Consider the following 19,579-nt stretch of genomic DNA (forward strand, 5'->3'; position numbering starts at 1 on the left):
CCATCGCCTCACCAGGCACGATGCGCGAACCAGGACAAATTCACCCAAACGGTCGAGTCTGGACGTTTGACCAAGAGGGGTTCGAGCCGTCACACTCGTACCTGACAGTGCGCATCGCCTGCCCCCTGCGCGGTGCGCACTGTCTTCACGTCCGGCCCGGCTGACCGCTCGCCCTGAGGCCAGGAAGCACCGAGACACCCGGAGAAAACCCGGGGCTTCGGCGTGCCACGGCAAGCCCTGACCGCGATCACGACTAGCGTGCCAAGCGTGATCGTTCCCGCCCGAACCCCAGGATCGGGAGCCGACGGGCACCCGTCCGCCTCCTCGGACGGCGTCCCGGTCGCGCCACCCGCGGTCGTCGGCCCCCCGTCGACCGTCGAGATCGTCGACGGAGCCGTCGCCGGCTGGCGCGCTGCCCTCGTCGAAGCCGCCGGCGGTTCCACGCTCAGCGACGTCGACCTCCTGGGCGAGGCAGCGCTCGACCTCTCGGCCGCGCACCCCTCGGGCATCGCGCAGCTCTTCGCCGGCCGGGAGACCCGGCTGTCCAACCTGGTCCGCGAGGGCGCGGCCCTGGCGACCGCGAAGCGGCGTGCGCGTGCCGTCGGCGCGCGGGCCGAGCAGTATGCGCAGCGGTACGGGATCGCCCCGACCTACCTCGCGATCGGAGTGGCGACCTGGGTCGAGCGCAACGGCGGTGAGCACGGGGCCGACGACGTCGCCGCGCTGGCGTCGGTGACGCGCGAGCCGTCAGCTGCCGTGCCGGGTCAGCGCAGTGCGCCCACGATCTCGACCCAGTTCCCCGCCGTCACGACGCAGCAGCGCACCCCCGAGCACCCGGCACCGCGCCCACCGGCGGTCCGGACGGTCCGCGCGCCCGTCCTGCTGCGCCCGGTGGCCATGCGGGTGCGTGGGAGCGGCGGCAGCGACTACGAGCTGAGCCTCGAGCCCTCGCTCGAGGTCAACCCGGTGCTCGCGCGTGCGCTGCGGGGCCGAGGCGCCCTGCTCGACCCGGTCGCGCTCGCCCGCGGTGCGTTCGCCGGGTCGGGGTTCGACCCACGGACGGCGCTCGACCGGCTCAGCGCCCTCGGCGAGGCGATCCTCGAGGACTTCGAGCTCGTCGAGCGCCTCGTCGTGGGAACGTTCGTCCATCCGGGACAGGTGCTCGTCGACGACCTCGACCAGCTCGCCGGCACGCTCGACCGCCACGAGGTGGTCGCCGCTCTTGCCGGCGACCACGAGTGCCAGGAGGCACTGCAGGCTCCCTTGCCCGAGCGTGTCCGCGGGGACCGGGACCCGGCCGAGGAGCGCGGCGTCGGCGATCTCGACGCGGCTCAGCAGCACGTCCTCGACGTCCTGGCCTCGGGTGCGCACCTGTTCATCGACGCCCCGGCCGGGTGCGACATCCCCGGGACCGTCGCCGCGATCGTGTCCGATGCCGCGGCCCACGGGCGGAGCGTCCTCTACGTCCCCGGGCACCGGCGTGCCGCCGCGGCGATCGCGAGTCGCATGGCTGATCTCGGGCTGGACGACCTCGTGCTCGACGTCGCCCCCGACGCGGGCTGGCGCACGGCTGCAGCGCGACGGCTCCTCGGTGCGATGACGCTCGAGGCGACGGAGGTCGACCCCGGCTCCACCGAGGCCCTGCGCCGCGATCTCGTCATGCGCAGGGAACAGCTCCGTGGCTACGTGTCCGCGCTGCACGCCCCTCGTTCACCGTGGGGTGCGTCGGCGTACGACGCGTTGCAGGCCCTCGCCCAGCTGTCGTCCACACGCCCGGCGCCGAGCACCACGGTGCGGCTCGCGCCCGACGTCGCCCGCGTGATGGACCCCGACCGACGCGGCACCCTCGCCGGCGACCTGGCACGCGCCGCGTCGCTCGGCGCGTTCACCGTCCGGCCCGGGGACACCCCCTGGTTCGGTGCGGACCTGCGCACCGACGCCGATGCCGAGCGGGCGCTGGCCCAGATCGACATGCTCCTGACCACCGGTCTGCCGACCCTCTCCGCGCGGATCGCCCACGTCGCGGAGGCGACCGGGCTGTCGGTCGCGGTGACCGTCCACGCCTGGGTCGAGCAGCTGCACATGCTGGCCGGCATCCGGGGCGCCCTCGACACGTTCCAGCCCATGATCTTCGAACGGACGGCGGCCGATCTCGTGGCCGCGACCGCCAGCAAGGCCTGGCGGCAGGCGCACGGCATCGAGATGGGGCGCGTCGTGAGGCGGCGTCTGCGGCGCCAGGCGAAGGACATGGTCCGACCCGGCCGACCGGTCGCTGACCTGCATGCCGCGCTCGTCGAGGTGCAGAAGCAGCGCACCGTGTGGCAGGCGCACTGCCCTGCCGGCGGCTGGCCGCGTCTCCCGGAGGGGCTGGCGGCGATCGAGGCGGAGTGCCGAGAGGTGGTCGCGACCCTCGACGCCCTGGAACCGGTGCTCGCCGGGACCCCCGCCGGTGGGAACCTCCAGGACCTCCCGCTCGACGCCCTGCTGGACCGGCTGCGTCGCCTGCAGACGGACCGCGTCGCCCTGACGACCCTCCCGGAGCGCACCGCGCTGCTGCACTCGCTGCGGTCGGCCGGCCTCGGTGACCTGCTCGACGACCTTCAGCGGCGCCGGGTCGGTGCCGCGATGGTCGGGGTCGAGCTCGAGCTGGCCTGGTGGAGCGGGGTGTTCGAGCAGATCCTCTCGGCCGACCCCGCTCTCGCCGGGTACGACGGCAACGCCCTCGGACGGCTGTCGGCCGAGTACCAGGAGCTGGACCGTGCGCACGTCGCCGGCCTCGCCACCCCGGTCCGCAACGCGGTCATCGCCCAGGTCGGGACCGCGCTGCGCAACCACCGGGAACAGTCCGAGGCGTTGTTCGCCGAGCTCGTCGAGGAGCGCCTGACGAGCCTGCGCGAGACCGTCACGCGCTACCCGGACCTCGTCCGGCACCTGCGTCCGGTGCTGATGGCGGCGCCGATGCTCGTGCCGCAGGTGCTCCCGGCGAACCGCACGGTCGACGTCGTGGTGCTGGACGCGGTTCAGCACCTTCCCCTCGAGGTCGCGCTCGCGGCCATCGCCCGGGGGCGGCAGGTCGTCGTCGTCGGTGACGCACGATGCGCGTCCGGTTCTGCGGTGCGCGAGCTCGCCGCCGTGCTCCCACGCGTCGCGCTGCGCGCCGACGCGACGCGACGTGACCCGCACCTCACGGCGTTCCTCGCGGACCACGGCTACGACGGTGTCCTCTCGCCGACCCCGCTCCCGCAGTCCGAACCGCTGGTGCGTCTGGACGTGGTGCCCGGCACCGGCATGCCCGACGCGACCACGGGGTCGGTCGACAGCACGCGCGCGGAGGTCGACCACGTGGTCGACCTCGTGATCAGCCATGCGCTCACCAACCCCGACGAGTCGCTCGCGGTCATCACCCCGTCCGCCGTGCACGCCGACCACGTCCGTGAGGCGGTTCTCGCGGAGGTGCGTAACAACCCGGCACTCGCGGCGTTCTTCGACGCAGCCCGGCCGGAGCCTTTCGTCGTCGCCGACCTGGCAGGTGTCGCGGGTCTTCGCCGTGACGCGATCGTGCTCTCGGTCGGGTTCGGCCGCACCCCGCACGGGCGGGTCCTGCACCGCTTCGGTCCGCTCAGCGGCCCGGGCGGCGAGGCTCTCCTCCTCGACGCGCTCGGGGCGACGCGGCACCGGCTCGGCGTCGTCTCGTGCTTCGGCGCGGAGGACCTCGACCCGGAGCGCCTGCGCGGGGGTGGTTCGCGTCTGCTCGCCGACCTCCTCGTGTTCGCCGCAGCCAGAGGAGGCGCCGAGGAGGCGTCCGACTCCCCGGCGGCCCGTCGCGCGCACCAGGGCGTGAGCGGGACGATCTCACCGGACGACGGGGTCGATCGCCTGGTCCTGGACCTCGCCGAACGGTTGTGGCGGCACGGGTTGACCGTCGAGGTCGACTACGGGCTTCCCGGTGGCACACGCATCCCGCTGGCGGTCGGACACCCCGACCTGCCCGGCGAGCTCCTGGTCGCCGTGCTCACGGACGACGCGGCCTATGTCGCCGAGCCGAGCGTGCGCGTGCGGGACCGGAAGGTCGCGGACCGTCTGACAGCGCTCGGCTGGTCGGTGATCCAGGTCTGGTCCGCAGCGGCCTTCCTCGACCCGCAGGCGGAGGTGGACCGGATCCGACGCGTGGTGCACGAGCAGGTCGACGCCCGGCCGCGGATGGAGCCGGTCCCGACGGTCGCCGAGATGGACGGCGGTCGCCCGGAGGTCCCGGTCGACGAGGTCGTCGAGGACGTCGTACCTCCGACGACGGGCGCAGACGTCGAGGCCCCGACGGCCGGCGAGGTCGCGGAACCTGCGGCGGTCGGTGCTGAGATCGAGGAGCCGCGCGCGGCGGGGCCCCGTCGCCCCGGTGGCCGGGTGTCGGTGCCACCGGTCACGCGGTCGGCGACGGCCGAGCAACCGGTGCTCCCGTTCGTCACGGGCCCGCGTCCGCCCGTAGAGGCCGGTCTGCCGATCCGCGCGTACACCGACGACCAGCTCGACGACCTGCTCGCCTGGCTCCAGTCGGACGGTGTCGTGCGTGACCGTGAACAGCTCGCCCGCGCGCTGCGTGCCGATCTCGGCGTCACCCGGCGCAACGCCCATGTCGACGCGGTGATCGGTGCGGCCGTCCGCCGGGCGCTCGGATGAGTCGGGCCGCTGATGAGTGAGACGGCGGTGAGCGGGACCCCTGGGGAGCCGTCGTCGACCGACCCGTCGAGCGGGCTGCAGGACGCCGCCCCGGCGCAGGACGACGCGACCTCTTCCGGCGGTCAGCCGTCGGTCGCCCGCGCAGCGACGGATGCCCCGGTGAAGGAGGGCGATGCCGGAGCGGCCGGGACGGCCGGTCGGCGGCGGCATGTCGTGCCCGACGACGCGCCGGTGATACCGGACCGAAGTGCGGACGACTCCGACCTCGGGTGGGGCGACGGTCCGGACTCGAACGACGACCGCCTGCGACGGGACGTACCGCCGCACTGGTGACGGGCACGTGGGCCGGGCGTAGGTTCCCGTGCCGGACCTCGCGGCACGAACCTCGGCGGCACGGGGCGTGGCCGGACGTGTGCGACATCCGACACCGGACATGACAGGACCCGATCTCCCTGCGGAGACCGGGCCCCGTGCGCACGACGCTGTGCGCCGATCAGGACGTCGGTGGTCCCGCCGGACCGCTCGACCCGCCGGGGCCACCGACGTTGCGCTGGGCCAGCAGGTCGCGGATCTCCTGCAGCAGCACGACGTCCGCCGACGGCGGTTCGGGTGACGGGTCCTCCGGCTCGATCCCCTTCGCGCGACGATCGTTGATCGCCTTGACCGGGAGCACGATGAAGAAGTACACGGCCGTCGCGACGAACAGGAACTGGAGCACCGCGTCGAGGAACCCGCCCACGGAGATCGTCGCGTTGTTGATCGGTCCGATGTCCCAGACCTTCGCGAGGCTCGCCTTGCCGAAGACCATCCCGACGAACGGGGTGATGATGAAGGTCACGAGCGCCTTGACGACGGCGGTGAAGGCCGTCCCGATGACCACGGCAACGGCCAGGTCGAGGATGTTGCCGCGCATGAGGAAGGCCTTGAAACCGGCGAGAGCGTCGCGCATCCTGTGTCCTTCTGACGGGTCCTGGTGGCCGCCTCGGATCATTGCACAAAGACCGGGCTGAGGCTCGCCCACCCGACGGCGCCGGCGAGCGCGGTGGCCTCGTCCGGGGCCACCGCGAGTAGGACCACAGGCGAGGTGGAGTCGTCGGTGCCGAGCAGGCTCGGCGAGGTGACGCCGCGCCCGTCCGGCACGAGCTGCAGGACGAGCGCGCCCCGTGCGAGCCGCTCGCCGACCCCGGCTCGGCCGTCGAGCGTGCCGGCAGCCGCGAGCACGTCGACCCGGTCGCCGACGTGCACCAGGGAACGGACCCCGAGGTCGGCGAACCGCACCGGCACGACGACGGTGCCGGGTGGCCCCTGGGGTGCACCGTCGGCAAGCAGCGGGTCGACCACGGGGAGGCCCGCCGGGACGGCGATCGCGAGGGTGCGACCCGCGAGCTCGTCGACCGCGCCGTGGGCACCGTCCGGCACGGCGCCGTCCGGCATCGGCACGACCCGGAGGTCGGCGGGCGAGAGCTCCGTCCCGGCCGACAGAGCGTGACGGGTGAGGACGACCGACGTGCTCGGCTCCGGTGGCGGGGAGAGGTGGTCGACGACGATCCCGCCCGCTGCAGCGAGGGCGAGTGCGGCGAGGGCGAACCGGGCGCGCCACAACCGGGCGCGCCAGCGGACCGGGAGACGGCGGGGGTGGCGGGTTGGCCGACGGGCGGGCGCAGGAGAGGTCACCCGGTGACGCTAGGGACCGCGTGACGGTCGCGTCGGCCAGCAGGCGGCTCCCTGTGGAGTGCGCAGAGGCCTTGGTGTGCCTGTGGTCAGCTCGCTGCTGCGCCTGCGGTGGCCTTGGCCGTCGTCGAGCCGGACGTGCTGGAGCCGGACGAGGTCGCCCCGCTCGTCGTCGGGCTCGCAGGCGTGCCGGCCGACCCTGCGGAGTCGCCGGAGCCGGACGTCGAACCCGTCCCGGCACCGTCGGACTTGCGCGCGGGGTTCGCGGTGGTGCCCGCCGTGACGGCGCCTGCACGTGCGTCGTTGCGGTAGAAGCCGGACCCCTTGAAGACCACGCCGACGCTCGCGAAGACCTTGCGCAGGCGGCCGTCGCACTCGGGGCACACGGTCAGGGCGTCGTCCGCGAACGACTGCTGCACGTCGAATCGGTGCTCGCAGGCGGTGCACGCGTAGGCGTAGGTGGGCACGGGGTTCCTCCTTGCACGGGCACGGTGGGCGTCAGGTCGACGGGACGCGCGGTGCTCGTGCACCGGGCGATCGGCCTGGCACTCCTTCTCTCCGAGTGCCAACGATACCCGGGTGCCCCGGCATTCCCCGCCGGGCGGCCGGATCCGCATCGCCGAGGACGACCCGCGCGGGTCGGCCGCCGTGCTGCGCCGAACGGATACTCTCGCCAGGTGACCCGTCGACGTGCACTCCGTCTGTCCCTCGCGATCGTCGCCGGCGTCGTCGTCCTCGTCCTGGTGGTCGCGGTCGCGGCCGCGGCGATCGTGATCAGGCGTCCGTTGCCGCAGACCTCGGGGAGCCTGACGCTCGCGGGGCTGAGCGCCGACGCGACGGTGACGCGCGACGCCCGCGGCGTCCCGTACATCACCGCCGCCACCCCGGAGGACCTCTTCCGGGCGCAGGGGTACGTGCAGGCGCAGGACCGGTTCTTCGAGATGGACTACCGGCGGCACGTCACAGCAGGTCGGCTCTCCGAGCTCGTCGGGGCCAACTCCGATGCGCTCGCGGCGGACAAGGTGATCCGCACCTTCGGGTGGCGTCGGGTCGCCGAGCAGGAGCTGCCCCTGCTCGCGCCCACCACACGGGCGTACCTGCAGGCCTACGCCGACGGCGTCAACGCGTACCTCTCCTCGCGGAGCACCGCGTCCCTCGCGGTCGAGTACACCGTCCTCGGGCTGCAGGTGGACGTCACGCGCCCGGAACCCTGGTCACCCGTGGACTCGCTCGCGTGGCTCAAGGCGATGGCCTGGGACCTGCGCGGCAACTACGACGAGGAGCTCGCGCGCGCGGCCACCTACAGCTCGGTCCGCGACGTCGCCCGCGTCGACGAGCTCTTCCCGCCGTACCCGTACGAGCGCAACCAGCCGATCATCACCCCGGAGGCCGCGACCGCGACCACGGCAGCGCACGCGACGACGTCGGGCCTGGACCTCGCGTCCGCGGACCTGCAGGCCGCGATCGCGTCCGCGACGCAGGCGCTCGCCGCCGTCCCGCACCTGGTCGGGAAGGGCGACGGGGTCGGCTCCAACTCGTGGGTGGTGTCCGGGGCCCACACCGCGACGGGGTCACCGATCCTCGCGAACGACCCGCACCTGTCGATCTCCGCACCGGGGGTCTGGGCGCAGGTGTCGCTGCAGTGCCGCGACGTCACGGCGGCGTGCCCGTTCGACGTCAGCGGGTTCTCCTTCGCCGGGCTCCCGGGTGTGATCATCGGGCACAACGGCCGGCTCGCGTGGGGCCTGACGAACCTCGGCGCCGACGTCACGGACTTCTTCCTCGAGCGGGTCACCGACACGACCTACCAGCGTGACGGCACCCAGGTGCCGCTCGAGGTCCGCACCGAGACGATCAAGGTGAACGGCGGCGCGGACGTCCGCCTGACGATTCGCTCGACCGTGCACGGCCCGATCGTGTCGGACGTGCTGCCTCTCGACACGGTGGCCTCCGCACCGGTGCCGGAGGACGCGCCGTTCGGGCGCTACGCCGTCGCCCTCGACTGGACCGCGCTGACCCCGGGCCGGACGGCGGACGCGATCTTCGCGCTCGACACCGCCTCCGACGCAGCCGGTGTGAAGAGCGCTGCGGCGCTGTTCGACGTCCCGTCCCAGAACATCGTCTTCGCGACGACCTCCGGCGACATCGGGTACCAGGCGCCGGGCCGGATCCCGATCCGGGCGACCGTCCCCGGCGTCGTCCCGTCCGACGGCACGTGGCCGCGCCCGGGCTGGGACAGCGCCTACGACTGGAAGGGCTACGTCCCCGCGGCGGACATGCCCGCCGAGCTGAACCCGCCGGACGGCATCATCGTCGCGGCGAACCAGGCCGTGACCCCCGCCGGTACCGGGCCGTTCCTCACGTCGGACTGGGACTACGGGTACCGGGCACAACGGATCCGGACCCTGCTGACCGAGAGCATCGCCGCCGGGACCAAGATCACGACCGCGCAGACCAGCGCGATGCAGCTCGACGACCTCAACCCGTACGCGCAGATGCTCGTGCCGGCGCTGCTCAAGATCTCCCTGCCGACGGCGTTCGACGCCGACGGTCAGAAGCTCCTGCGCACGTGGGACATGCGGTCCGGCACGGACTCGGCGGCCGCGATGTACTTCTCAGCGGTATGGGCGAAGGTCCTCGAGCTGACCTTCTGGGACGAGGTGCCGGACGCGTACCGCCCGACGGGCGGCAGCCGCTGGCTGGAGGTCGTCCGCGGCCTCCTGGAGCGACCGAACGACCCGTACTGGGACGACCACAGCACGGTGGGTGTGGTCGAGGGCCGGGACGAGATCCTCGCCCGGGCGCTCATCTCCGCACGTCTCGAGCTCACGGCGTCTCTCGGCAAGGACCCGAAGGACTGGTCCTGGGGCCTGCTCCACACGGCGGCGCCCCAGCACCCCGTGCTCGGTGGACCGAGCGTCCCCGGCCTGATCCGTCGCCTCGTCAACCCGACGCCGCTCGCGGTGCCGGGCAGCGGGTCGATCGTCGACGCCACCGCGTGGGACGCCGCGAGCGGGTCGTTCACCGTCACGTCGGCACCGTCGATGCGCATGGTGGTCGACCTCAAGGACCTCGACCGTTCGACGTGGGTCACCCTGACCGGAACCTCCGGCCACCCGGGGAGCGTCCACTACACCGACCAGTTCCAGGCCTGGGCCGACGGACGGACGTTCCCCTGGCCGTTCACCCCGGCCGCGCAGACGGCGGCGGCCGATCAGCAGCTCACGCTGCGTCCCGCCTCCTGAGCCGCTGCCAGCCGTCGGGCGTGGCGACGGCGTCGACATGGCGGTCGTGCGACTCGTGCGGGAGTGGTCGCGTCCCGGCCTCGTAGACCTCTTCGGGGAACGTCAGCGCGATCACGAGCACACCGTCGCGCGCATGCTCCAGGGCACGGTCGTACCAGCCGCCGCCCTGACCGAGGCGCGCGCCCGAGGTGTCCACCGCGAGCGCCGGGACGATGATGACGTCCGCGTCGGCCAGCGCCTCGGGTCCGAGCCCGGGGCCCCCGGGCTCGGGCGGACGTCCGGGCGAGCGCTGCTGGAGGTCCTCCGGGCCCACGTACTCCGCCCAGTCCCGCTGGAGACCGCTGCCGAGGACGGGCAGCAGCACGCGGACCCCGCGCGCGGCCATCCGATCGAGGATCGGGAGGGTCCCCGGTTCGCTCTCGCGGGCGACGTACACCGCTGCGCAGCGCGCGTACCTGACCTCGGGGATCGTCTCCAGGACGTCGGCCAGGGCCTCGGCAGCCTGCTCGCGGCGACGACCCGACCGCTCGGCCCGGGTGCTCCGGATGCCCCGGCGGAGCCAGTCCTTGGCGTCCTCAGGATCGTGGATCTCGACCGGGCTGGGGTAGGGCTGCACATCTGCGGGCATGGTCACAGTCTCGCAAAGAAATCGGCGTGCTCGCGCATCGGCGTCCCGCATGCGTGTCCGCAGGCCCCTCACAGGGCGTCCCTGAGCGGATCAGGAGCGGCTTCGTTAGCCTTCGCAGATGACCATCCACAAGGCAGTCATCCCCGCCGCAGGACTCGGTACCCGATTCCTCCCCGCCACGAAGTCGACCCCCAAGGAGATGCTCCCGGTCGTCGACAAGCCGGCGATCCAGTACGTGGTCGAGGAAGCCGTGTCCGCCGGTCTCGACGACGTGCTCATGATCACCGGTCGCTCGAAGCGCACGCTCGCCGACCACTTCGACGCCGCGCCCGAGCTCGAGGCCGCGCTCGAGAAGAAGGGAGATCTCGAGCGGCTGGCTGCGGTCCGGGCGTCGACCGACCTCGCGGACGTCCACTACGTGCGGCAGGGCCAGCCGAAGGGGCTCGGGCACGCCGTGCTCTGCGCCAAGCACCACGTGGGCGACCAGTCGTTCGCGGTGCTGCTCGGCGACGACCTCATCGACTCCCGCGACCCGCTGCTCCCGGCGATGATCGCCCTCCAGGAACGCACCGGCGGCTCGGTCATCGCGCTCCTCGAGGTCGACCCCGACCAGATCCACCTGTACGGCTGCGCAGCCGTCGCACCGGTCCCGGACGGCGACGGCACGCAGTATCGCGAGGTCCGGGTCACCGGGCTGGTCGAGAAGCCGGCCCGGGCCGAGGCGCCGAGCAACCTGGCCGTGATCGGGCGGTACGTGCTCCACCCGGCCGTGTTCGAGGTGCTCGAGCACACCGCGCCCGGCCGTCACGACGAGATCCAGCTCACCGACGCGCTCGCGACCCTGGCCACGATGGCGCCCGAGGACGGCGGCGGCGTGTACGGCGTCGTGTTCACGGGCCGTCGCTACGACACGGGTGACCGGCTCGACTACCTCAAGGCCGTCGTCCGCATCGCGGCGGACCGCGAGGACCTCGGGCCGGAGTTCCGTTCCTGGCTCGCGGAGTTCGTGCCTACGCTCAGGTCGTGAGATCAGTCCAGGAGCAGCTCGCCGCCGTCCTCGAGGTGGCGACCCCGGTCGCGCCGCTCGACGTCGTCCTCGCGGACGCGGCCGGGTGCGTCCTCGCCGCTGACGTCACCGTGGCGACCGACATCCCCGCCGCGACCGTCTCGGCGGTGGACGGCTACGCCGTGCTGGCGGACGACACCGCCCTGGCCTCGCCGGACGACCCGGTCGTCCTCCCGGTCGCGCACGACGTCCTCGCGGGGGCGAGCCGGCCGCTCCGTCTCGCGCCGGGGCAGGCGATCCGGATCGCGTCCGGCGGCGTGCTGCCGATCGGCGCCGACACCGTGATCCCGGCCGGCGACACGGACCGTGGCGAGGTACGGGTCACGGTCCGTGGCCCTGCGGTGGCGGGGGGCGTACCTGCGCGGGGTCGGCTCGGACGCCGGGGTCGGTGAGGTCGCGCTCGCGGCCGGGACGCGGATGGGCGCCCGTCAGATCGCCCTCGCCGCTGCCCTCGGGCGCGGGCGGGTCAGGGTGCACCCAGCGCCGCGCGTGGTCGTCATCGCGGTCGGCGACGAGCTCGTGCTGCCGTCGGACCCGCTGCGGGAGGGGGCGCTGCACGACGCGAACAGCCACGCGCTCACCTCGGCGATCGCGGACGTCGGCGCAGCGGCGGTGCGCGTCGGCGTCGTGAGCGACGATCGCGCCTCGCTGCGCGAGTGCCTCCAGGACCAGCTCGTCCGGGCGGACGTGATCGTCCTGACCGGAGGGCTCAGCGAGTACGCCCGCGACACCGTCAAGGACGTCCTGGGCCCCCTCGGCACGGTGCGGTTCGACCATGTGGCGATGACACCGGGCGGACGGCAGGGTTTCGGCACCGTGCACGGCGACGTGCGTGCGGACGACGGCGACGACTCCCCGGGCGTCCCGATCTTCGCGCTGCCCGGTCATCCGGTGGCCGCCCAGATCTCGTTCGAGGTGTTCGTCCGGCCGGCTCTGCGGGCGATGGCCGGCGAGGTGGACCTCTACCGTCCGTCGGTCGCGGCGCAGTCGACCGACGGCTGGCCGTCGCCGGCCGGGGTGCGGCAGTTCGTCCCGGCGACCCTCGTCGGGAGCCCGGCGGACGGCTACCACGTGACCCCGATCGGCACTCCCGGCTCGCTGTCCCTGACGGCGTTGGCCCAGGCGAACGCGCTCGCGGTGATCCCCGAGCGTGACGTGGTCGTGCACCCGGGGCAACGGGTCCACTGCCTGGTCCTCGACGGGTGAGTCAGCGGCGGGTCGCGCGCGACTCACGGTACGGTCGGCGAGTGGTCACATGGTGACGGGGTGGCCGGTCCGCCTCGAGGACGGCGACGTGCGCCTGCGCCCGCTCGGAGGGCGCGACCAGGACGCATGGCTCGCCCTGAGAGCAGGGAACGCCGACTGGCTCGAGCCGTGGGACGCGACCTCGCCCGTCCCGGTGCTCGGTCCGAGGCCGTCGTTCCGGCAGTACGTGCGCGCGCTGCGGTCGCAGGCACGCTCCGGGACGGCGCTGCCGTTCGCCCTGGACTACCAGGGTGAGCTCGTCGGGCAGCTGACGGTGTCCGGGATCACGTACGGCTCGTTCCGCTCCGGGACGATCGGGTACTGGGTCTCCGAGCACGTCGCCGGCCGCGGGATCGTCCCGACGGCGGTCGCCCTGGCCGTCGACCACAGCTTCTTCCGGCTCGGGCTGCACCGGATCGAGGTGAACATCCGCCCCGAGAACGCGCCGAGCCTCCGGGTGGTCGAGAAGCTGGGGTTCCGCGACGAGGGGCTCCGCGAGCGCTACCTGCACATCTCCGGGGAGTGGTGCGACCACCGGAGCTTCGCCCTGACGACCGAGGACGTCCCGGGCGGACTCCTGGCGCGCTGGCACCGCGTGCAGGAGCAGGCCGCGCAGGAGCAGGCCGCGCAGGGGCACGCCGAGGCATCCGGCACCACGGCTGAATGACAGCCGTGTGATTCCGTGCCCGACACGCCGATCGCGCTTCCCGCGCGGCGTGTGCGGCTCACCTACCGTCAGGACGTGGGAGATTCTGCCAGTCTGACGGCGCTCGTCGTCGTCGGGCTGTGGATCGCCTACCTGGTGCCGCACAAGCTGCGGCACCGGCAACAGCTGCTCGAGTCACGAACGGACGACCGATTCTCCGAGTCGCTCCGTGTGCTCGCGGTGACATCCGGTTCCCCGTCGCCGCGCTCCACGGTTCTCCACGAGGTCGGCGCCCCGAGGCGGGTCGAGCTGCTGACACCGGGCCGGGGTGTCCCGGCAGGCCACAAGGGCGCCGAGGCGCCGAGGGGAGCAGGGGCCGTGGAGCGACCGCATGCGACCGGGGACAGGATCACCGCCGACGCAGCCCGCCGGGCGGCGCAGCAGCGCGCGGCGCATGCCGCCGCCGTCGCACGCCGAGGTGCCGCAGCGCGCCGTCGCGCCCTTCTGACGTCCGTCCTGCTCGTCGCGAGCATCGCCGGCTGGGTCGTCGCGAGCCTCACGACGCTCAGCCTCCTGCTCGCGGTGGTCCCGACGGTCCTGCTCGGTACCGTCCTCGTGACGGGACGGCGTGCCGTCGTCGCGGGCCAGGCCGCAGACGCGGCGTACGAGCGCCGTCGTCGCGAGTCGGCGGAGCGCGCATCCGGCACGGTTGCGCCGCGTCGGACGCCCGCAGTGGTGGGCCGTGCGGTCCACCCGTCGGACTCGCACACCGAGGTCATCGAGCGGATCTCCGCCGAGCTCGCCACCGAGTCCCGCGTTGCTGGCGGGGCCCGTGCCACCTCGGCGACGGCCGGCTCGAGCGCGGCGGAGGCCGACGCCACGCAGGAGGAGTGGGCGCCCGTGCCGGTCCCTCGCCCGACCTACACCATGAAGGCGTCGGCGCCGCGGCGGGAGCCGGTGCCGTTGAGCGACAGCGACTTCGCGCCCGTCGAGCCGGCCCGTGCGGCCGAGGTCGCGCCCACCGGCGCGTCCGGCGAGGACGACACGACGACGGTGCTGGCCCCGGCTCCAGGCACCGCGAGCGGAGGCATCGACCTCGACGCGGTGCTGGCACGTCGGCGGGCTGCGGGGGAGTAGCTCCCGGTTCTCGATCTACCGGTCGCGGGTGCTAGTCTTTCTTCCGCTTGAGGGGCTGTGGCGCAGTTGGTAGCGCGTCTCGTTCGCAATGAGAAGGTCAGGGGTTCGAATCCCCTCAGCTCCACCACATCGGGTCGTGCGCGACCCTGAGCAGGGAGAACGGGGCAGGAGCGAGAGCTCCTGCCCCGTTCTCGTTCGTCGGGGTCCGACGCCGCTCGCGACCCGGCACTCAGTCCGGTTGGCGGGTGAGGGCGACGAGGTAGCGGCACGGGCGCGTGGTGGGGTTGACGAACGTGCACGGCGCGGGTGCGCCGAGCTGGAGACAGTCGCCGGTCTCGAGCTCGTGGACCGTGTCGCCCTCGTGGAAGACCAGCCGGCCGTCGAGGACCCAGAGCTGCTGGTGCAGGAACGTGTAGGCCTCGGCGGGGTAGGCGACGCGTGCGCCCGGGGGCAGGGTGACCTCGACGAGCTCGAGCGGTCCGCCGGTGCCGGGCGACACTGCGCGACGGACGTAGCCGGTGGCCGGGTCGGTCCAGGTCGGCTGGTCGGCGGCGCGTGCGAGCCGGTGGTCGGGGGTGCCGTCCTCCGCGCGCGCCACGAGCTCGGACAACGTCATCCCGAGTGCTGCCGAGAGCCTCCCGAGGAGCACCGCGGTGGGCTGTGCCTGACCCCGCTCGATCTTGCCGACCATGGCCCGCGAGACCCCGGACCGCTCGGCGAGGGCGCTGGCCGACAACCCGCGTGCGCGTCGCGCCTCGAGCAGCGTCGAGGCGAGGGAGGTGGAGAGCGACGGCGCCATGATGGCCACTATAGAAGCGTCCGACGCTACTATCGGCGACATGACGTCTGTCCCCACCGTCATCCGTGGGGCCACCGCGCGTGACGGCGCCGCCTGTGCGGCGATCTACGCGCCGTACGTGACCGACACCGCGATCACCTTCGAGGTCGATCCTCCCGGGCCTGCCGAGATGTCCGCGCGCATCACCGCGGCGGTGCAGAGCCATGCCTGGCTCGTGCTCGAGGACGCCGGGCGGGTCGTCGGCTACGCGTACGGCAGCCCGTTCAAGGCGCGCGCGGCGTACCGCTGGACATGCGAGGTCAGCATCTACCTCGAGCCCGGCCGACGACGCACCGGTGCCGGGCGGACGCTCTACGAGGCGCTGCTCCCGCGGCTGGCCGAGCGGGGCTACCGCACGGCGGTCGCCGGCATGACGCTGCCGAACGACGCGAGCGTCGGGCTGCACACCGCGATGGGCTTCGAGCCCGCCGGCACGTACCGGCGCATCGGCTGGAAGCTCGACGCCTGGCACGACGTCGCGTGGATGCAGCGGACGATCCTCGACGGACCGAACCCGCCGGCAGAGCCGCGCTGACGCGACGGCCGGGTCAGCCCTCGACCGGTGCCGTCCCGTCCCAGCCGCGCGGCCCCAGGTCGGGACGGGCGTGCTGGTAGTCGCTGGAGAGCAGCGGGGAGGAGATCATCAGGTCGGCCGACGCGGTGTTGCACGCCATGGGCACGTTCCAGACGGTCGCGATGCGCAGCAGCGCCTTGACGTCGGGGTCGTGCGGCTGCGGCTCGAGCGGGTCCCAGAAGAAGATCAGCATCGTGATGAGGCCCTCGGCGATCTTCGCGCCGATCTGCTGGTCACCGCCGAGCGGGCCGGACAGGAACCGGGTGACGTGCAGGCCGAGCTCGTACTCGAGCATCGTGCCGGTCGTGCCGGTGGCGTAGAGCTCGTGGTGGGCGAGGGTGCCGCGGTTGTACTCGGCCCACTGCAGAAGGTCGACCTTCTTGTTGTCGTGGGCGACGAGCGCGATGTGGCGGGGGGTCGCGGGGATCACGGACATGGCAGGCTCCTGTCGGACGCCGAGCACGCAGGTGAGCCGACGATATCGGACCACCCGCGCCAGCCGCGGGCCGGGACACGGGCTACCGGTCGTCGGTCGCCCAGGACGTGATGTGGTGGCGGGCGGTGCCCAGGACCGCGTCCGCCTCGTGGCGGTCGATCCGGGCGAGCAGCATCGCGCTGATCGTGAGCGAGGAGAGGACGACCGCCTTCTCGTCGAGGTCCCCGGGCGTGCCGGCGGCCGCGAGCGAGTGGCGGAGGGCGGCGACGAGCTCGGCGCGGTAGCCGTCGACCACGAGGCGCGCGGCGGCGTCGTGACCGGCGAGTCCGGCGGCGCAGTTGACCAGCAGGCAGCCGCGCCGGGGGAGTCGTCGGGCAGCTCGGCGACCGCCGATCGCAGGCCGTCGACGTAGGCGAGCAGCCCGGTGGTGCCCGCGGTCGGGCCGAGCAGGACGCTCAGCCGCGGGCGGATCACGGTGTCGAGGTAGTCCTGGACGGCGGCGTCGAACAGGCCACGCTTGCTCCCGAACGCGTGGTAGAGGCTCGACCGGTTGACGCCGGTGGCGGACTCGAGGTCGGCGATCGACGTCGCCTCGTAGCCGCGGTCCCAGAACAGGTCCCGGGCAGCGGTCACGACCGCGGCGGTCTCGAAGGTCTGGACGCGTCCCACGGTCACCTCCTTGTCGCGACGGTCGTCCCGTGTGTGCCTATAGTAGACCGATCGTTTCAGAATTCAGCAAAGGATGGACGTCATGTCGTCGGTCGTCAGCACCCAGGTCCAGCTCGTCGCGCGCCCGGTCGGGTGGCCCGTGGAGTCGGACTTCCGCACGGTCCAGGTCGAGCTCGGCGAGCTCGCCCCCGGACAGGTCCGCGTCCGCAACGCGTTCCTGTCCGTCGACCCGTACATGCGCGGTCGGATGAACGACCGGAAGTCCTACACGCCGCCGTACGCGCTCGGCGAGACCATGACCGGTGGCGCGGTCGGGCACGTGGTCGCGTCCGCGTCCGACGACGTGCCGGTCGGCTCCGTCGTCGTCCACCAGCTCGGCTGGCGGGACGTCGCACAGGGCGACGCGAGCGCGTTCCGGGTGGTGCCCGAGATCCCCGGGGTCCCGGTCTCCGTCCACCTCGGCGTGCTCGGCATGACGGCCCTGACGGCGTACGTCGGTCTGCGCGAGATCGCCCACCTCGCACCCGGCGAGACGGTGTTCGTCTCCGGTGCGGCCGGCGCCGTGGGCTCGATGGTGGGACAGATCGCCCGGCTCTCGGGTGCCGGACGCGTGATCGGCTCGGCGGGATCGCCCGAGAAGGTCGCGCTGCTGACCGAGCGGTACGGCTTCGACGCGGCATTCAACTACAAGGACGGCGACCTCACGGGTCAGCTCGCCGCCGCCGCGCCCGACGGCATCGACGTGTACTTCGACAACGTCGGTGGCGAGCACCTCGAGGCCGCCCTCGACGCGTTCAACGACGGCGGCCGTGCGGCCCTCTGCGGCGCGATCTCCCAGTACAACGAGACCGGCGCCGCACCCGGCCCACGCAACCTCGGCAACCTCATCACGCGCGGGCTGACGCTCCAGGGCTTCACCGTCGGCCACTACACCCAGCACGTCCCGGCCTTCAGCGCTGCCATGACCGCGTGGCTCACGGCAGGCGAGATCGTGTACGACGAGACCGTGGTCGACGGCATCGAGAACGCGGTCGGTGCCTTCCTCGGGCTCATGCGCGGAGAGAACACCGGCAAGATGCTCGTCCGCATCGTGGCCGAGAGCTGATCTCACGCCACCGGGCAGGCCGCCGTCACCCCGCCGGGCTCGGTGCCTCGGCGGGGCCCGGAGGTGCGGCGTCACCGTGCGTGCCGTCCGTCCGGGCCTCGGCGTCGCGCGAGCCGTGACGACGTACCCGTCGGACCACCACGAGGGCGACCACCGTGATGAGGCCGGCGAACGCGAGCCACGGCAGCAGCACGCCGACGACGAGCACCACCGCGCGCAGCGCGACGACGAGCGACTGCCACCCGACGACGACCCCGTCCCAGAAGCCGTGCGGGCTCGCGGCTGCGGGGATCGCACCCGGTGCGGTGAGGTCGATGTCCAGCGTCGACAGCGCCACCTGTTCGGCCATCCGGGCCTGCTGCGAGAGCATCGTCTCGAGGTTCGACTGCCGCTCCTGCAGCGCCTGCTCGGCGGCGACGAGATCCGTGGTCGTCGTGACCTTCGCGAGGAGGTCCTCCATCCGGGCCACCGAGACGCGCATCGCCCGGATGCGAGCGTCGAGGTCCTGGGCGTCGGCCGTGACGTCCTGCGACGAGATCGAGATCTGACCGAGGTCGCCGATCGACCGGAGGTCGTCGATCATCGCGGTCAGCGAGTCCGCCGGGACCCGGACCGTCAGGTGCGCACGCGCCGTCTGGTCACCGACGGCGGCCGTCTCGGTGCGGCCGTCCACGCGACCGCCGGCCCCCTCGACGAGGGTGACGACCTGCTCGGCCGCCGCGCGCGGGTCCTTCACCGTGACCTGGACGCTGCCCGTCGTGATGACCTGGCGACCGGCGGCGTCGGCCGCGGTCTGCGCCGACGTGTCGCCTGCGGCCTTCGCCCCGTCGGCCGCCGGCTGCACCTGGCTGTTGCCCTCGACCGATCCGGCCGACGACGTGCTCGAGTTCGCCGAGCACCCGACGAGCGTGCCCGCCGCGATCAGGAGCGCGACGGCGAGGGCCTGCGACCTGGCGATTCGTCTCATGATTCGACGCTAGGCGTGCTGCCCTCGGCTCGCTCCCGGGTGGTCGGATCGTGACCGATTCGTCACTGATTCGGTGCCGTAACCTGCACGTGACCGCGTGCCGACGTCCTGAGGATCACCAGAGAGAGGCCGCACATGCCCACCACCGTCCCGATCGTCGCCGCCGTCCTCGCGACGGCTGCGGCACTCGTGCACGTGTACATCTTCGTTCTCGAGAGCCTGCGCTGGACCGCGCCCCGCACCCGAGCGACGTTCGGCGTCGCCACGGAGGCCGAGGCGCTCGTCACGCGCGAGCTCGCCTACAACCAGGGCTGGTACAACCTGTTCCTGGCGATCGGCACCATCGTCGGGCTCGTGCTCTCGCGATCCTCGGTCGACGCCACGCGCGCCGCCGGCATCGGGGTCCTGATGTTCGCCGCCGGGTCGATGGTCGCCGCCGCACTCGTCCTCGTGGTCCGCCGACCAGCCCTGGCACGTGCCTCGGCGGTGCAGGGGCTGCTGCCCCTCGTCGCCGTCGTGCTCACCGCTGTCGCCGGCTGAGCCGTGGTCGCGGACCGCCCCTGCCGGGCGTCATCCGATCGCATGACGGTGCATCACGTCACCCGCTCCGGTGTCCCTCGGACGGCGCAGCCGGTTCGTTGCGGGCGTTCCGAGGCGCCTACCGTGACCTGCACGTCT

At 73.1% G+C, this 19,579-nt stretch carries 19 protein-coding genes, 1 tRNA gene and 1 pseudogene; 12 read left to right on the forward strand and 9 right to left on the reverse strand.

Going from position 1 to position 19,579, the window contains the following annotated elements; translation table 11 throughout:
* Nucleotides 1-267 precede the first annotated feature (267 nt).
* Entirely contained in the window at nt 268-4,674 is a 4,407-nt protein-coding gene (locus tag LJB74_RS14795; RefSeq protein ID WP_259309263.1) for a hypothetical protein, read from the forward strand.
* A 12-nt stretch (nt 4,675-4,686) separates the two neighbouring features.
* Complete coding sequence (locus tag LJB74_RS14800; protein ID WP_259309264.1) at nt 4,687-5,007, forward strand: hypothetical protein; 321 nt, start codon at nt 4,687-4,689, stop codon at nt 5,005-5,007.
* Between the two features lie 160 nt (nt 5,008-5,167).
* Here LJB74_RS14800 and mscL read toward each other — a convergent pair whose 3' ends face one another.
* The 3 genes from mscL to LJB74_RS14815 all read right to left on the reverse strand — a co-directional run bounded on the left by mscL (nt 5,168) and on the right by LJB74_RS14815 (nt 6,812).
* Complete coding sequence (gene mscL / locus LJB74_RS14805) at nt 5,168-5,623, reverse strand: large conductance mechanosensitive channel protein MscL (protein ID WP_259309265.1); 456 nt, start codon at nt 5,621-5,623, stop codon at nt 5,168-5,170.
* 38 nt (nt 5,624-5,661) lie between these two features.
* Nucleotides 5,662-6,348 (reverse strand): SAF domain-containing protein, encoded by a 687-nt coding sequence (locus LJB74_RS14810; RefSeq protein WP_259309266.1) that lies wholly within the window; start codon nt 6,346-6,348, stop codon nt 5,662-5,664.
* 86 nt (nt 6,349-6,434) lie between these two features.
* Nucleotides 6,435-6,812 carry an FmdB family zinc ribbon protein gene (locus LJB74_RS14815; RefSeq protein WP_259309267.1) on the reverse strand — a complete coding sequence of 126 codons (378 nt, stop codon included), beginning with the start codon at nt 6,810-6,812 and terminating at the stop codon, nt 6,435-6,437.
* Between the two features lie 210 nt (nt 6,813-7,022).
* Here LJB74_RS14815 and LJB74_RS14820 point away from each other — a divergent pair, with 210 nt between their 5' ends.
* Nucleotides 7,023-9,590: a penicillin acylase family protein gene (locus LJB74_RS14820; RefSeq protein WP_259309268.1), complete on the forward strand. Its 2,568-nt coding sequence runs from the start codon at nt 7,023-7,025 to the stop codon at nt 9,588-9,590.
* Here the strand turns inward: LJB74_RS14820 and LJB74_RS14825 are convergent.
* Nucleotides 9,568-10,218, reverse strand: a complete 651-nt coding sequence (locus LJB74_RS14825; RefSeq protein WP_259309269.1) for a 5-formyltetrahydrofolate cyclo-ligase — start codon at nt 10,216-10,218, stop codon at nt 9,568-9,570. The genes LJB74_RS14820 and LJB74_RS14825 overlap by 23 nt on opposite strands.
* A 118-nt stretch (nt 10,219-10,336) precedes the next feature.
* Between LJB74_RS14825 and LJB74_RS14830 the strand changes: the two genes are divergently transcribed.
* The 6 genes from LJB74_RS14830 (at nt 10,337) to LJB74_RS14855 (ending at nt 14,439) form a co-directional block, all read left to right on the forward strand.
* Nucleotides 10,337-11,245, forward strand: coding sequence for a UTP--glucose-1-phosphate uridylyltransferase (locus LJB74_RS14830; protein WP_259309270.1), 909 nt, complete (start codon nt 10,337-10,339; stop codon nt 11,243-11,245).
* Nucleotides 11,242-11,676: a hypothetical protein gene (locus LJB74_RS14835; protein WP_259309271.1), complete on the forward strand. Its 435-nt coding sequence runs from the start codon at nt 11,242-11,244 to the stop codon at nt 11,674-11,676. Before LJB74_RS14830 ends, LJB74_RS14835 begins: the two co-directional genes overlap by 4 nt.
* The gene (gene glp, locus LJB74_RS14840; protein ID WP_259309272.1) at nt 11,615-12,490 is read left to right on the forward strand and encodes a gephyrin-like molybdotransferase Glp; all 876 of its coding nucleotides are present in this window, start codon (nt 11,615-11,617) and stop codon (nt 12,488-12,490) included. The genes LJB74_RS14835 and glp overlap by 62 nt, the downstream gene beginning before the upstream one ends.
* A gap of 49 nt (nt 12,491-12,539) precedes the next feature.
* Nucleotides 12,540-13,196 carry a GNAT family N-acetyltransferase gene (locus LJB74_RS14845; protein ID WP_259309273.1) on the forward strand — a complete coding sequence of 219 codons (657 nt, stop codon included), beginning with the start codon at nt 12,540-12,542 and terminating at the stop codon, nt 13,194-13,196.
* A 75-nt stretch (nt 13,197-13,271) separates the two neighbouring features.
* Nucleotides 13,272-14,312, forward strand: coding sequence for a hypothetical protein (locus LJB74_RS14850; protein ID WP_259309274.1), 1,041 nt, complete (start codon nt 13,272-13,274; stop codon nt 14,310-14,312).
* Between the two features lie 51 nt (nt 14,313-14,363).
* Nucleotides 14,364-14,439 (forward strand) — tRNA-Ala (locus tag LJB74_RS14855).
* 102 nt (nt 14,440-14,541) lie between these two features.
* Here the strand turns inward: LJB74_RS14855 and LJB74_RS14860 are convergent.
* Nucleotides 14,542-15,111 carry an XRE family transcriptional regulator gene (locus LJB74_RS14860; protein WP_259309275.1) on the reverse strand — a complete coding sequence of 190 codons (570 nt, stop codon included), beginning with the start codon at nt 15,109-15,111 and terminating at the stop codon, nt 14,542-14,544.
* 40 nt (nt 15,112-15,151) lie between these two features.
* Between LJB74_RS14860 and LJB74_RS14865 the strand changes: the two genes are divergently transcribed.
* Nucleotides 15,152-15,685, forward strand: coding sequence for a GNAT family N-acetyltransferase (locus LJB74_RS14865; protein WP_259309276.1), 534 nt, complete (start codon nt 15,152-15,154; stop codon nt 15,683-15,685).
* A gap of 13 nt (nt 15,686-15,698) precedes the next feature.
* On the opposite strand, the gene LJB74_RS14870 is transcribed toward LJB74_RS14865, so the two are convergent.
* The 3 genes and pseudogenes from LJB74_RS14870 to LJB74_RS14880 form a co-directional block, all read right to left on the reverse strand.
* The gene (locus tag LJB74_RS14870; protein ID WP_259310370.1) at nt 15,699-16,160 is read right to left on the reverse strand and encodes a methylglyoxal synthase; all 462 of its coding nucleotides are present in this window, start codon (nt 16,158-16,160) and stop codon (nt 15,699-15,701) included.
* An 82-nt stretch (nt 16,161-16,242) separates the two neighbouring features.
* Complete coding sequence (locus LJB74_RS14875) at nt 16,243-16,455, reverse strand: hypothetical protein (RefSeq protein WP_259310439.1); 213 nt, start codon at nt 16,453-16,455, stop codon at nt 16,243-16,245.
* 260 nt (nt 16,456-16,715) lie between these two features.
* Nucleotides 16,716-16,835 (reverse strand): annotated as a pseudogene (locus tag LJB74_RS14880) (TetR family transcriptional regulator); the annotation flags it as partial.
* 76 nt (nt 16,836-16,911) lie between these two features.
* Here LJB74_RS14880 and LJB74_RS14885 point away from each other — a divergent pair.
* On the forward strand, nt 16,912-17,934 hold the full coding sequence (locus LJB74_RS14885) for an NADP-dependent oxidoreductase (protein WP_259309277.1): 1,023 nt from the start codon (nt 16,912-16,914) through the stop codon (nt 17,932-17,934).
* Between the two features lie 25 nt (nt 17,935-17,959).
* Here the strand turns inward: LJB74_RS14885 and LJB74_RS14890 are convergent, their stop codons facing one another.
* A complete protein-coding gene (locus tag LJB74_RS14890; protein WP_259309278.1) occupies nt 17,960-18,901 on the reverse strand; it encodes a DUF4349 domain-containing protein in 942 nt (313 codons plus the stop codon).
* Nucleotides 18,902-19,036: 135 nt separating this feature from the next.
* Here LJB74_RS14890 and LJB74_RS14895 point away from each other — a divergent pair, with 135 nt between their 5' ends.
* Nucleotides 19,037-19,441, forward strand: coding sequence for a DUF1304 domain-containing protein (locus tag LJB74_RS14895; RefSeq protein ID WP_259309279.1), 405 nt, complete (start codon nt 19,037-19,039; stop codon nt 19,439-19,441).
* Nucleotides 19,442-19,579 lie beyond the last annotated feature (138 nt).

Origin of the sequence: Cellulomonas sp. P24 (assembly GCF_024704385.1) — a bacterium.
GTDB lineage: Bacteria > Actinomycetota > Actinomycetes > Actinomycetales > Cellulomonadaceae > JAJDFX01.